Here is a 12,653-nt window from a genome sequence, read left to right on the forward strand (position 1 = left end):
AGCTCCCGGCCGGCGGCGGAAAACAGTCTTCCAACCGAAACGGACCAAAGTGATGCTGACCGGGCGTGGTTCGCCTGCGATGGTCGACTAGGTCCGTTTTGGCGAGTGGGAGAAGTCGGTGCAGTCGTCCGTCCAGCAAGGCCCGATCCTTTACGACGATGCGCGCAGCGTCCTGCTCTTCGGCGCGCGGAACGCGCGTAGCGTTGCCCTCCGCCAGATCGTTCAGGAGCTCGGCGGTCGCGTGATCGAGGCGAACGGCTTCACCGATGCGGTCGAGCGGCTGGATGCGCAGATCGCGATCGACGCCGTCGTCGTCGATGCCGGCGATGGCGATGGCGATGGCGATGCGCCCGGCTTCGACGCGCTCGTCGCCCGGCTCAACCGGGCGGCGCAGGCGGGCGACTACCCCAGCGTCATCATTCTGCCGCCGGCCCTGATCGACGTCGCCGCCAAGGAGGGCTGGCACGCCGACATCGCCCTGCTGTGCGATCCGGATCCGTTCGAGCAGGCGGCCGCGATCGGCACCGCGCTTGCCGAGCGCGAGATGGTGCTGAACGACATCAGCGCCGATGGTGGCAACCCGCCGCGCCTGCGCCAGCTGAGCGAGGAGGTCAGCCGCATCGCCCGCGTCCTCGCCACCATGAGCGGCGACGAGCAGCTTGGCGTCCTCACCGCGCCCCGGCCGGACGTGCCCGTTCCCGCGCGGCGCGGCAGCGATGCGATCATCGATGCCATGCAGGTGCGCGCGATGATCCGCGCCCGGCGTCTGCGCGAGCTTTACTTCCCCGCCGATCTGTTCGCCGATCCCGCGTGGGACATGCTGCTCGATCTTATGGCGGCCCGGCTGGAACGGCGGCAGGTGGCGGTCTCCAGCCTCTGCATCGCCGCCGCCGTGCCACCCACCACGGCGCTGCGCTGGATCAAGCTGCTCACCGATCAGGGCATCCTGATCCGCATCGCCGATCCCACAGACGGCCGGCGCGTCTTCATCGAACTCGCCGAGGCGGCGGCGGAAGGCATGATGAACTATCTCGCCGCCGCCCAGCGCCTCGCCACGATCGCACCCTGATCCTTCGCTCCGCGGTTGATCGCCGGCCATCAGGGCTGCTAGGGGCCACGCTTCGGTCGGGCGGCGCCATGGTGGCTTAGCTCAGCTGGTAGAGCATCTCGTTTACACCGAGAGGGTCGGCGGTTCGAGCCCGTCAGCCACTACCGCCCGCCGCATCGCGCCCCACTGGCGCCACACCCCGCCCGTCGCGTGCATCCTCTCGCCCACTCAGGCGAGAGGGGGTTGGCACCACGCCGTTTCGGCCCACATAAGGCGCAGGCGATCGACGGGAGAATCTGCGTGGCGACGATGGGAATGAGCACGGCCGAGCGGGAGGCGATCGAGGCGTTCCGCCGCGATGTCGTCGAGCCTTCGATGACCGCGCTCGTCATCCTCGATTTCTGGGCCGAGTGGTGCGGCCCCTGCAAGCAGCTCGGCCCGGTGCTGGAGAAGATCGCCGCCGATTATGCCGCCCGCGGCGTGAAGCTCGTCAAGATCGATGTGGATAAGGACAAGCTGATCGCGGCCCAGTTCCGCGTCCAGTCGATCCCCACCGTCTACGCGCTGTTCCAGGGCCAGCTGGTCGCCGATCTCACCAGCGCCCGCACCGAGAGCCAGCTCAAGGCCACGCTCGATCAGATCCTCAAGCAGCTGCCGATCGAGAGCGAGGCGACCGCCCTCGCGCAGGATATCGCCCCGCTGATCGCGATGGGCGAGGAGGTGCTCGAAGCCGGCGACGCGGAGCGCGCCGTCTCCATCTTCTCGCAGATCGTCGATATGGCGCCGGAGGATCCCGTCGCGGTCGCCGGCCTCGCCCGCGCGCTGCTGCTCTCCGGCCAGGTGGACGATGCCGAGGCCGTGCTCGCCGGCCTGCCCGCCGATCAGGCGAAGGATGCCGCCGTCGTCCGCGCGCAGGCCGCGATCTCGCTCGCCCGCGATGCCCGCCCGGTCGACGATCTCGGCCCGCTCCGCGCCCGGGTGGAGAGCGATCCGGACGATCATGCCGCCCGCTTCGATCTCGCCGGCGGCCTCATGGCGGCGGGCGACCGCGATGCCGCCGCCGATCAGCTGCTGGAACTTATCCGCCGCGATCGCGGGTGGAACGAGGGCGCTGCCCGCGCGCAGCTGCTCAAGCTGTTCGAGGCGGTCGGCATCGCCGATCCCTGGGTCAGCGCCCAGCGCCGCCGCCTCTCCGCCGTTCTGTTCACCTGATGGCCGCGGCCGGATCGCGCCTGTCCATCTTCCCGCTGGCCGGCGCTCTGCTGTTCCCGCGCATGCACCTGCCGCTGCACATCTTCGAGCCGCGCTACCGCGCCCTCGTCGCCGATGCGCTGGCTCGCGATCGGCGCATCGCGATGATCCAGCCGCGCGGGCCTGGCGATCGGCCCGCTTTGTTCGATATCGGCTGCGTCGGCCGCATCGCGCAGGTGGACGCGCTGGACGACGGGCGCTTCAACATCGTGCTCGAAGGCCTCACCCGCTTCCGCCTGATAGCCGAGATCGACGCCGCGACGCCGTTCCGCCAGGTCGAGGCGAGCTTCGTCGGCTTCGGCGACGACCAGCCCGCCGAGCCCCTGTCGCTGATCGTCCGGGCCGAGCTCGAGCGGGAATCCCGCCGCTTCGCCGATGCGCGCGGCTATTCGGTGGATTGGGATGCGGTGAACCGGCTGGACGACGAGAGCCTCGTCAACGGCATCGCCCAAATCGCGCCGTTCGATGTCGCCGCCAAGCAGGCGCTGCTGGAGGCCGCGACGATCGCCGATCGCGCCGATCTGCTCGTTCAGTTCCTCACTTTCTTCAGCAGCGGCGACGACGACGGGCCGACCCTGCAATGAGCGTGGACGGCCCGGCCGACGTGCCGTCCGGCAGCCTTGATCCCGCTTTGCTGGCGATCCTCGTCTGCCCGCTCACCCGCGCGCCGCTGCGCTACGATCCCGTCGCCGAGGAGCTGATCTCCGACGCCGCCCAGCTCGCCTATCCGGTGCGCGCGGGCGTGCCCGTGCTGGTGATCGAGGAAGCGCGCTACACCGCCTGAAATCGTCTACGATCCGAGTGCGGAGCGGATCACATCCTCGTAGATCGTCGTCAGCAGATGCAGGTCCGGTATCGCGACCGCCTCGTCCAGCTTGTGCATCGTCGCGTTGATCAGGCCGAACTCCACCACCGGGCAAAGGCGCGAGAGGAAGCGGGCGTCGGAGGTGCCGCCGCTCGTCGAGAGTTCGGGCGTGAGGCCGGTCGCGCGCCGGATCGCGGCGGAGACCAGCTCCGATAGCGGACCGGGCCGGGTGAGGAACGCCTCGCCCGAGATCTTCGCGTCCACCGTGGCGCGCGGGGCATGCTCCGCCACCACGGCGCGCACGCGCTCCACCAGGTCGGCGCCGCGCTGCTCGTCGTTGAAGCGGATGTTCAGGCGGGCGCGGGCGGCGGCCGGGATCACATTGGTCGCCGGGTTGCCGATCGCGATGTCGGTGACTTCCAGGTTGGAGGGCTGGAACCACGCATTGCCCTCGTCCAGCCGCCAGCGCGTCAGCGTGTCGAGGATGCGCAGCAGGCGGGTGGCGGGATTGTCGGCGAGGTGGGGATAGGCGACGTGGCCCTGCGTGCCCGGCACCTCGATCCACATGTTCACCGATCCGCGCCGGCCGATCTTGATCGTGTCCCCCATCCGCGCGGCGGAGGTGGGCTCGCCGACGAGGATCATGTCCGGCCGGTGGCCGTTCGCCGCCATCCACGCCATCAGCGCCAGCGTGCCGTGGGTGGCGGGGCCTTCCTCGTCGCCGGTGACGATCAGGCTGAGGGTGCCGGCATGATCGGGCACGCGCGCCGCCGCCGCGACGAAGGCGGCGACGGCGCCCTTCATGTCCACGGCGCCGCGCCCGTGCAGGATGTCGCCGTGGATCACGGGGGCGAACGGATCGGTCGCCCAGCCCTCCCCGGCCGGCACCACGTCGCTGTGGCCCGCGAAGGCGAAGTGCGGCCCGCCGGCGCCGCGCCAGGCGAACAGGTTCTCCACCGGCCCGTCCGGCGGCCCGCCCGCCGCGAAGCGATGGACGGTGAAGCCCAGCACGCCCAGCGCGTCCGCGATCACGCCCAGCGCGCCGGCATCGGCCGGGGTGACGCTTGGGCAGGCGATCAGGCGGCTGGCGAGATCGACCGGATCGATCACGCGAGCGGCGTTTCGAACTTCTCGATCACCCACGGCTCGTCCTGCGCGGCGGCGATCCAGGCCTGCACGTCGGAATGCTTCAGCACCGCCTGCATATAGGCGAGAGCGAAGCGCGGCACCGGGATGCCGTAGGTGACGAAGCGGGTGACCACGGGCGCGAACATAAGGTCCGCCGCGCCATAGTCGCCAAACAGGAACTTGCCGTCTCCGGCGAAGCGCGCCCGCGCCTCCGCCCATAGCGAGACGATGCGCAGCACGTCCTGCTGCACGCCGGGCGAGAGATCGGGAGTCTCGAACACCCGGCGCACGTTCATCGAATGCTCGCGCCGCAGGTTCTGGAAGCCGGAATGCATCTCGGCCGCCATCGAACGCGCCATCGCGCGGGCGGCGTCGTCGGCCGGCCAGAAACGCTCCGCGCCCACCTTCTCGGCGAGATATTCGACGATGGCGAGGCTGTCCCACACCACGACGTCGCCATCCCACAGGATCGGCACCTTGCCGGAGGAGGGCGCGAACTCCGCGCCCTCGCGCCGCCTGTCCCAATCCTCGTCATAGAGCGGGACGACGATCTCCTCATGTGCGAGGCCGGACTGCCGGACGGCGAGCCAGCCGCGCATCGACCAGGAGGAATAGGCCTTGTTGCCGATGAAGAGCTTGAGCATGGCGGCGGTGATAGAGGGGAGGGGCGGCTGGCTCAAGCGGGGAGGGGCGGTGGCGGCTTACGCCCACTTGCGGACATTCGGACGCCGTGTAACACTGGCTACCATGCGGATCGTCCTAATAGTTGCGCTGCTAAACCTGACTGCTTGCGACCAAATAAGCCAGCGTATCTGGAACTGCGCCGTTAAGCCTCTCAAAGTGACAGCGGTTTTAGATAACGGGCAGCGTGTCAGCGATGTCATACCGGCGCGGAGCTATATCGCTTCTATGAACGGTGGAGTTCAAATCGTCGCGCTAGAAATTGGAAATGGCGCTGACCGACGAAACATCTGGAGGCGAGAACAGTCTCAAGCTGGCCTCTCCGCGTCGGCCGATCAGATATGCGGAGAGACGGAGCAGGGCCTTATAGCGGAGCAGCCTTAGATCCGCTTTCCACCACTTGCGGACGCTCAGCCGATCGCCTCGACCACCGCCGCCCGCAGTTCCGCGATGCCCAGACCCGTCTCGCTAGACGTGACCAGTATCTCCGGGTGCGCCGCCACATGCCTGCGCGCCTCAGCCGCCGTCGCCTCCGTCACGGCGGCGAGGTCGCTCGCCTTCACCTTGTCCGCCTTGGTGAGGACCAGACGGTAGGAGACGGCCGCCTTGTCCAGCATGTCCATCAGCTCGCGGTCGACGTCCTTCAGGCCGTGGCGGCTGTCCACCAGCACCAGCGCGCGCTTCAGCACGGGGCGGCCGCGCAGATAGTCGTTCACCAGGAACTTCCACTTGCGCACCACATCCTTGGGCGCCTTGGCGAAGCCGTAACCGGGCATGTCGACGAGGCGGAAGGCGGGAGGCTCGCCGACATCGAAGAAGTTCAGCTCCTGCGTGCGGCCCGGCGTGTTCGACGTGCGGGCGAGGGCATTGCGGCCGGTGAGCGCGTTCAGCAGCGAGGATTTGCCCACGTTCGATCGGCCGGCGAACGCCACCTCGCTCGCCGCCGCGTCCGGCAGGAAGTTCAGCGACGGGGCGGACTTGAGGAAGGCAACCGGCCCGGCGAACAGCCGCCGCGCCGCCTCGATCCGCTCGGCGCGGGCGGCGTCCTCGTCCTCCGGCGGGGCGTCGTCGCTCACTTGGCGGCCGCCGCCGTCGCTTCGGGCATGCCGGGATAGCGGCTGTAGAGGAACTTCTGCTGCGCGATCGTCAGCAGGTTCGATACCGTCCAGTAGAGCTGCAGGCCGGCGGCGAAAGGCGCCATGATGAACATGAAGATCCACGGCATGATCGAGAACACCTGCTTCTGCACGTCGTCCATCGGCTGCGGATTGAGCTTGAACTGGAGGTACATGGTGATGCCGAGCAGGATCGGCAGCACGCCGATGGCGATCATGTGCGGCGGCGTGAACGGCAGCAGGCCGAACAGGTTCACCGGCGTCATCGGATCGGGCGCCGACAGATCCTTGATCCACAGCGCGAACGGCTGGTGACGCATCTCGATCGTCAGGATCAGCACCTTGTAGAGCGCGTAGAAGATCGGGATCTGCAGCAGCAGCGGCAGGCAGCCGGCGACCGGATTGACCTTTTCCTTCTGGTACATCGCCATCATCTCCTGCTGGAGCTTCGGCTTGTCGTCCTTATACTTCTCCTGCAACGCCTTCATCTTGGGCTGCAGCACGCGCATCGCCGCCATCGACTTGAACTGCTTCTGCGCGATGGGGAACATCAGGCCGCGCACCAGGCAGGTGAGCAGGATGATGGCGACGCCGAAATTGCCGGTGACGCGGAACAGCCAGTGCAGCACGTCGAAGATCGGCTTCTCCACGATGCGGAACCAGCCCCAGTCGATCGCCAGCTCGAAGCGGGAGATGCCGAGCTTGGCCTCGTAGCCGTCGAGCAGGTCCACCTCCTTGGCGCCGGCGAACAGGCGCGAGACGGACGTCACCGTCGCGCCCGGCGCGACGATGGCGGGCGCGACGGTGAAGTCGGCCTGATAGGCGCCGCCCGGCGCCGCGCGGAAGCCCGCGTCGATCTGCGCCGCCTGATCGGGGATGATCGCGGTCAGCCAGTATTTCTCGGTGAAGCCGGCCCAGCCGCCCTTGCCGGTGAAGCGTTCGCCGGCCGGATCCTTGTCCAGATGCTTATAGTCCGGCCCGTAATTGGCTTTCCCGTCGAACACGCCCATCGGCCCGACATGGTTGGTCATGGTCGACGCATCCTTGGAATGGCCGACGCGCGAGACGAGCGAGTAGGGGCGCACGGGCACGGCGCCGGTGCCACCGTTGGTCACGCTCTGCGCCACGGTGAACATGTAGTTGGCGTCCACCGACAGGCGGATGGCGAAGCGCTGGCCGGCCGGGTTCGTCCAGCCGAGCGTCACCGGGCTGCCGGGCGAGAGGCGGGTGCCGCTGGCCTGCCACACCGTCGCCGGGCCGGGCACCGCCACGCCGTCGCCGGACCAGCCGAAGCCCGCGAAATAGGCGTCGGCCGAACCGGCCGGAGACAGCAGGCGGATCGGCGGCGAGTCCTTGGCGATCGTCTCCTTGTAGGTGGAGAGGACGAGATCGTCGATCCGCGCGCCTTTCAGGTTGATCGATCCGCGCAGGCGCGGCGTCTCGATCAGCACGCGCGGGCTCTCGGCCAGCACGATCGCGCGGTCGCGCACGGCGGCGGGCGTGTCCGCCGCCGGATCGGCCGCGGGGTTGGGCACCGCTACCGACTTGCCGTCCACGATCCGCGTCGCCGGCGGATTGGCCGTCGGGAAGAAGTGGCCGGACAGCAGCGGCCAGCCGAACAGCACCGCCACCACCAGGATGGCGAACAGCACCATGTTGCGCATGTTATCCACGAGAAACTCTCCGCATCATGGCAGTGCCGAAATCAGATATGGCCCGCTCACGGGACCGGATCGTAGCCGTGCCCGCCGAACGGATGGCAGCGGCAGATCCGCCGCGTCGCCAGCCAGCCGCCCCGCAGCGCGCCATAGCGCCTGAGGGCGGTTATCGCATAGGCCGAACAGGAAGGAATGAAGCGGCACGTGGGCGGCAGCAGCGCCGACGGGCCGAGCTGCCAGCCGCGGGCCAGCAGGATCAGCAGGCGCGCGATCATGCGGCCGCCTTCCGCAGCGCCTTGGCAAGCTCCCGCCGCAGCGCGTCATAGTCGCGTTCGATGCCGCCGTTGCGGCCGATCAGGATGTGATCGGCGCCGGCGACGCCGCCCTGCGGCAGCAGCTCCCGCGCCAATGCCCGCAGCCGCCGCTTCATGCGGTTGCGGACGACGGCGTTGCCGATCTTCTTGGTGACGGTGAAGCCCACCCGCATCGCCGCCGAACCGTCGCCCCGCTCGCGCACGAGCAGCACGAAGCCCGGCATCGCCGCCCGCCGGCCCGTATTGGCGGCGAGGAAATCCGCGCGCCGCCTGATCGTCTCAGGCGCCGAAGGGATCAGGCGGAGAGCTTGTTCCGGCCGCGTGCCCGGCGCGCCGCCAGCACCTTGCGGCCACCCACCGTCGCCGAGCGCGAGCGGAAGCCGTGGCGGCGCTTGCGCACGAGATTGCTGGGCTGAAAGGTCCGCTTCATCGCTCATCCCCGAATACTGCAAACAGAAATGGGCCGCCAAAGAGGCAGCCGTCATGTGCGGTGCGGATAGGCAAGGCGGGCGGCGGAGTCAATCGCAAGCTGCGCCGGCCAGCCTGTCGCGCGCTACCCGCCGCCGCGCGCTGGCCCGGCGCAGGCCCCAGTCCACCCACGCGCCGGTGCCCGGCCAGCGGCGCTTGAACAGCACGTAGCGGCGCTTGGCCCAGCGCGAATTCTTCAGCATCAGGCCGAATCCCAGCGCGAACGTCATCGTGCCGCCCGGCCCCGGCAGCAGCGCCACCGGCGGCGTGACGATGACGAGGAGGCAGCCGAGGCAGAACCACACGCGCCGCATCACCGGCTTGGCGCGCGTCGGCGGTGGCAGGGCAGCGGCTGTCATCGCCGGTCGAGATGGCGATCCGGCGGGCCTCGCGCAACCTTGCGCCGCGCGACGATCCCCTTCATGCCACCGCCACGAAGGCAGGGGGATCGATGGTCGCGCACGTCTCGACGGTAGCGTTTCTGGGCCTGGAGGCGCGGCCCGTGGAGGTGCAGGTGCATGTGGCGCCGGGGGTGCCGGCCTTCGCCGTCGTCGGCCTCGGCGACAAGGCCGTCTCGGAAAGCCGGGAGCGGGTACGGGCCGCCCTCTCCGCGATCGGCCTGGCGCTGCCGCCCAAGCGGATCACCGTCAACCTCTCGCCGGCGGATCTGCCGAAGGAGGGATCGCACTACGACCTGCCGATCGCGCTCGGCCTGCTGGGCGCGATGGACGTGATCGATGCCGAGACGCTCGCCGCCTATGTGGTGCTGGGCGAGCTCAGCCTGGACGGGCGGATCGGCGCGGCGCCCGGCGTGCTGCTGGCGGCGCTGCACGCGGCGGAGCGCGACCTCGGCCTCATCTGCCCGGCGGCGCAGGGGCCGGAGGCGGCCTGGGCCGGCACGATCGAGGTGATCGCGGCGCCGGATCTGCTGACCCTGCTGGAGCATCTGAAAGGGCGCGGCCAGATCGCCCCGCCCGAGCCCGGCGAGGCGGACCTGCGCGCCGCCGGCCCCGATCTCCGGCAGGTGAAGGGTCAAGAGACCGCCCGCCGCGCGCTGGAGATCGCGGCGGCCGGCGGGCACAATCTGGTGATGGTCGGCCCGCCCGGCGCCGGCAAGTCGCTGATGGCCGCCTGCCTGCCCGGCATCCTGCCCGATCTCACGGCGGCGGAGGCGCTGGAGGTCTCGATGGTGGCGTCCGTCGCCGGTGAGCTGCGCGCGGGCCGGCTGGTGCGGCAGCGGCCCTATCGCAGCCCGCACCACAGCGCCTCGATGGCGGCGCTGGTCGGCGGCGGCAACAAGGCGCGGCCCGGCGAGGTGAGCCTCGCCCATCTCGGCGTGCTGTTCCTGGACGAGTTGCCGGAGTTCCAGCGCACCGTGCTCGATTCGCTGCGGCAGCCGCTGGAGGTGGGCACGGTGTCGGTGGCGCGGGCGTCGGCGCACGTCACCTATCCGGCGCGGGTGCAGCTGGTGGCGGCGATGAACCCGTGCCGCTGCGGCCATCTCGGCGATCCGGCGCTGGCCTGCGCCCGTGCGCCGAAATGCGCGGCCGACTATCAGGCCAAGGTCTCCGGCCCGCTGCTCGACCGGATCGACCTGCATGTCGAGGTGCAGGCCGTCTCCGCCGCCGACCTGATCCTGCCGCAGCCGGCGGAAGGCTCGCGCGAGGTGGCGGCGCGGGTGGCGGCGGCGCGCGCGATCCAGACGGCGCGCTACGCCAACGAGCCGGCGCGGACCAACGCCGAGGCAGACGGGCCGCTGCTCGACGCCGTCGCTACGCCGGACGAGGCCGGCCGCGCGCTGCTGGCCCAGGCGGCCGAGGCGATGCGGCTGACGGCTCGCGGCTACCACCGCGTCCTCCGCGTCGCCCGCACCATCGCCGATCTGGCCGGAACCGACGCGATCGGCCGAACGCACGTGGCCGAGGCCCTCAGCTATCGCCGCCGCCCGCCGGTGAGCTGAGCGGCTACCGATGCTCGATCACCATCGTGGCCCATCACCTGAGTGCGCCCGGCCACCTGTCGCGCGCGCCGGCGTCCCGAACCCGCCTCAGCCCGGCGAGGCGGCGCTGCCGGCGAGCAGTCCGCCGTCGATGGTGAACTCCGCGCCCGTCACGTAGCCGGCCTCGTCCGAGGCGAGGTACACCGTCATCGCCGCCACCTCCTCCGGCGTGCCGAACCGCTTCAGCGGCGTGTCGGCGACCAGGGCGTCCATGCGGCTCGCGCGGTCGGCGCCGTCGCCCAGCATCGGCTCCCAGATCGGCGTCAGGATCGCGGCCGGGTGGATCGAGTTGCAGCGGATCGCCAGCCCCTCCTGCGCGCACCACAATGCCACGCTCTTGCTGTGGTTGCGCACCGCCGCCTTGGACGAGGCATAGGCCGCCGCACCCGCTATGCCGACGAGGCCGGAGCGCGAGGAGATGTTGACGATCGCGCCCCTGCCCGCCGGCCGCATCGCGCGGATGGCGGCGCGGCAGCCCAGGAACACGCCGTCCAGGTTCGTCGCGTGCACCGCCCGCCAGTCGGCCAGCGCGGCATGCTCGGGGTCGTGCGGCACGGCGCCGCCTTCGAAGCCGGTGATCCCGGCATTGTTGACCATTATGTCCAACCGCCCGTCGCGCGCCTGCACCGCCGCGATCGCCGCGTCCCACTCCGCCTCCTCGCGCACGTCGAGCCGCAGGAAGCGGGCGTCCGGCCCCAGATCCCGCGCCATCCCTGCCGCATCGACGATGTCGGTCAGCCACACCCTCGCGCCCTCGGCGATGAAGGCGCGGGCGATGGCGGCGCCCATGCCACGCGCGGCGCCGGTCACGATGGCGGTCTTTCCGGTCAGGCGTTCCATCTGGCTCCCACTCCTTCTCACGGCACGAGAATGGCTGCGATGTGGATCGGTATCGATCGGAAGGCGAGCCCGGTCGATACCGTATGCGACGGCACGAACGCACCGCCTCGTGAAGCACATGCCCGGTTCGGGCGTTGCAAAGGCATGCAGACCGTCCTCCCGCTCTCCGCCATTCCCTCCATCGTCGTCATTGGCGACCGCGTCGATCCCGCCGCCCATGGGGTCGACGGCCCCGGCGAAGCGCCATGGCCCGCCTTCGCCACCGACGCGGAAAGGCGCGATCTCGTGGTGGAGGGCGGCTATCTCGAACGCCTGCCGCTCGCCTGCATCAAGGCCGGCCTCGTCGATCATGCGGAGATCTGGCATCATCATCACGGCGGCACGGGCAGCTTCCACCGCGCCGGGCCGCTGCTCGCCTATCGCGGCCTGCCGCTGGACGCGCCCTCCCCGCCATTCGCCTCGCAGGCGATGATCCGCCACTTCGCCGCGCACGGCGCGCCGCACATCCTGGTGGTACTCGGCCTCGGCGTGGACGAGGATGTGCTGCGCGCCTGCGGCCGGAGCGTGATCCTCTACAATTCCATCGATGCGCCGGCGCTCCGCGTGCCGCCGGCGGTTAGCGGGCTGTGCGACATCGTCCTCACCGGCGCGCAGTGGCAGTCGGACGAGGTGACGGCCCGCCATCCCGGCAAGGCCACCCTCATCCTGCCGATCGGGCCGGAGTTCGCCGCGCCGCAGATGTTCCGCCCGCTCGGCGGGCCGAAAGACTATGACCTGATCTATGTAGCGGCGGCGCAGCCCTACAAGTGCCATGACCTGCTCTTCGACGCGCTCGAACGGCTGCCGCGCGATCTGCGCGCGCTGTGTCTGTTCGGCTATGGCGAGATGGGCGATGCGTTGAGGGACAGGGCGGCGCGGCAGGGCTTGCCGGTGGAGTGCATCGGCCCGCCCGGCGTGCCGTTCGACGAGGTGAACCGCCTGATGAACCGCGCCCGCTTCGGCGTGGTGTGCGGGCGGGACGATGGCGCGCCGGCGATCCTCACCGAATATATGCTGGCCGGCCTGCCGGTGCTCGCCAATGCGGAGCTTGCCTGCGGTTCGCAATATATCCTGCCGGAAACCGGGCGCCTCGCCGCGCCGCAGGATTTCGCCGCGGCGATCATGGCGATGCGTGCCGACCACGGCGGTTTCTCCCCGCGCGAGGCGGTGCTGGCGCGCTGGACGTGGCAGCACAGCATCGCCAGGCTCGCGCCCGTGATCGCCGCCGCCGCTGCGGCGAAACGCGCGGAAATGCGGGGGAAACAATCTTCGGCGCGCGAGTTGAACGAAATCTCGGAATGTTAGGA

15 protein-coding genes and 1 tRNA gene are annotated in these 12,653 nt (G+C 70.1%); 7 read left to right on the top strand and 9 right to left on the bottom strand.

Annotated elements, in window-relative coordinates; translation table 11 throughout:
• The first annotated feature begins 118 nt into the window (after window positions 1-118).
• The 5 genes from GNT64_RS10215 to GNT64_RS10235 all read left to right on the top strand — a co-directional run bounded on the left by GNT64_RS10215 (window position 119) and on the right by GNT64_RS10235 (window position 3,083).
• Complete coding sequence (locus GNT64_RS10215; RefSeq protein ID WP_156679441.1) at window positions 119-1,069, top strand: helix-turn-helix domain-containing protein; 951 nt, start codon at window positions 119-121, stop codon at window positions 1,067-1,069.
• 70 nt (window positions 1,070-1,139) lie between these two features.
• Window positions 1,140-1,212: transfer RNA gene (locus GNT64_RS10220), tRNA-Val, on the top strand.
• Between the two features lie 151 nt (window positions 1,213-1,363).
• Entirely contained in the window at window positions 1,364-2,260 is an 897-nt protein-coding gene (locus GNT64_RS10225) for a tetratricopeptide repeat protein (RefSeq protein ID WP_156681538.1), read from the top strand.
• Complete coding sequence (locus tag GNT64_RS10230; RefSeq protein WP_156679442.1) at window positions 2,260-2,883, top strand: LON peptidase substrate-binding domain-containing protein; 624 nt, start codon at window positions 2,260-2,262, stop codon at window positions 2,881-2,883. The genes GNT64_RS10225 and GNT64_RS10230 overlap by 1 nt, the downstream gene beginning before the upstream one ends.
• Window positions 2,880-3,083 (top strand): Trm112 family protein, encoded by a 204-nt coding sequence (locus tag GNT64_RS10235; protein ID WP_156679443.1) that lies wholly within the window; start codon window positions 2,880-2,882, stop codon window positions 3,081-3,083. The genes GNT64_RS10230 and GNT64_RS10235 overlap by 4 nt, the downstream gene beginning before the upstream one ends.
• Before the next feature lie 6 nt (window positions 3,084-3,089).
• Here GNT64_RS10235 and dapE read toward each other — a convergent pair whose 3' ends face one another.
• The 8 genes from dapE to GNT64_RS10275 all read right to left on the bottom strand — a co-directional run bounded on the left by dapE (window position 3,090) and on the right by GNT64_RS10275 (window position 8,827).
• A complete protein-coding gene (gene dapE, locus GNT64_RS10240; protein WP_156679444.1) occupies window positions 3,090-4,214 on the bottom strand; it encodes a succinyl-diaminopimelate desuccinylase in 1,125 nt (374 codons plus the stop codon).
• On the bottom strand, window positions 4,211-4,876 hold the full coding sequence (locus tag GNT64_RS10245; RefSeq protein ID WP_156679445.1) for a glutathione S-transferase family protein: 666 nt from the start codon (window positions 4,874-4,876) through the stop codon (window positions 4,211-4,213). The genes dapE and GNT64_RS10245 overlap by 4 nt, the downstream gene beginning before the upstream one ends.
• A gap of 447 nt (window positions 4,877-5,323) precedes the next feature.
• The gene (gene yihA / locus GNT64_RS10250; RefSeq protein WP_156679446.1) at window positions 5,324-5,989 is read right to left on the bottom strand and encodes a ribosome biogenesis GTP-binding protein YihA/YsxC; all 666 of its coding nucleotides are present in this window, start codon (window positions 5,987-5,989) and stop codon (window positions 5,324-5,326) included.
• On the bottom strand, window positions 5,986-7,701 hold the full coding sequence (yidC, locus tag GNT64_RS10255; RefSeq protein WP_156679447.1) for a membrane protein insertase YidC: 1,716 nt from the start codon (window positions 7,699-7,701) through the stop codon (window positions 5,986-5,988). Before yidC ends, yihA begins: the two co-directional genes overlap by 4 nt.
• A 47-nt stretch (window positions 7,702-7,748) precedes the next feature.
• Complete coding sequence (gene yidD / locus GNT64_RS10260; RefSeq protein ID WP_156679448.1) at window positions 7,749-7,961, bottom strand: membrane protein insertion efficiency factor YidD; 213 nt, start codon at window positions 7,959-7,961, stop codon at window positions 7,749-7,751.
• Window positions 7,958-8,224 (bottom strand): ribonuclease P protein component, encoded by a 267-nt coding sequence (rnpA, locus tag GNT64_RS10265; RefSeq protein ID WP_231639433.1) that lies wholly within the window; start codon window positions 8,222-8,224, stop codon window positions 7,958-7,960. Before rnpA ends, yidD begins: the two co-directional genes overlap by 4 nt.
• A gap of 71 nt (window positions 8,225-8,295) precedes the next feature.
• Window positions 8,296-8,430: a 50S ribosomal protein L34 gene (rpmH, locus tag GNT64_RS10270; protein ID WP_156681539.1), complete on the bottom strand. Its 135-nt coding sequence runs from the start codon at window positions 8,428-8,430 to the stop codon at window positions 8,296-8,298.
• A gap of 88 nt (window positions 8,431-8,518) precedes the next feature.
• Window positions 8,519-8,827 (bottom strand): hypothetical protein, encoded by a 309-nt coding sequence (locus GNT64_RS10275; protein WP_231639434.1) that lies wholly within the window; start codon window positions 8,825-8,827, stop codon window positions 8,519-8,521.
• Between the two features lie 92 nt (window positions 8,828-8,919).
• Between GNT64_RS10275 and GNT64_RS10280 the strand changes: the two genes are divergently transcribed.
• Window positions 8,920-10,428, top strand: a complete 1,509-nt coding sequence (locus GNT64_RS10280) for a YifB family Mg chelatase-like AAA ATPase (RefSeq protein ID WP_156681542.1) — start codon at window positions 8,920-8,922, stop codon at window positions 10,426-10,428.
• An 87-nt stretch (window positions 10,429-10,515) separates the two neighbouring features.
• Here the strand turns inward: GNT64_RS10280 and GNT64_RS10285 are convergent, their stop codons facing one another.
• Window positions 10,516-11,307, bottom strand: a complete 792-nt coding sequence (locus GNT64_RS10285) for an SDR family oxidoreductase (protein WP_156679449.1) — start codon at window positions 11,305-11,307, stop codon at window positions 10,516-10,518.
• Window positions 11,308-11,451: 144 nt separating this feature from the next.
• Between GNT64_RS10285 and GNT64_RS10290 the strand changes: the two genes are divergently transcribed.
• Complete coding sequence (locus tag GNT64_RS10290; protein WP_231639436.1) at window positions 11,452-12,651, top strand: glycosyltransferase; 1,200 nt, start codon at window positions 11,452-11,454, stop codon at window positions 12,649-12,651.
• Window positions 12,652-12,653 lie beyond the last annotated feature (2 nt).

The sequence above is a fragment of the Sphingomonas profundi genome, from assembly GCF_009739515.1.
GTDB classification, from domain to species: domain Bacteria; phylum Pseudomonadota; class Alphaproteobacteria; order Sphingomonadales; family Sphingomonadaceae; genus Alterirhizorhabdus; species Alterirhizorhabdus profundi.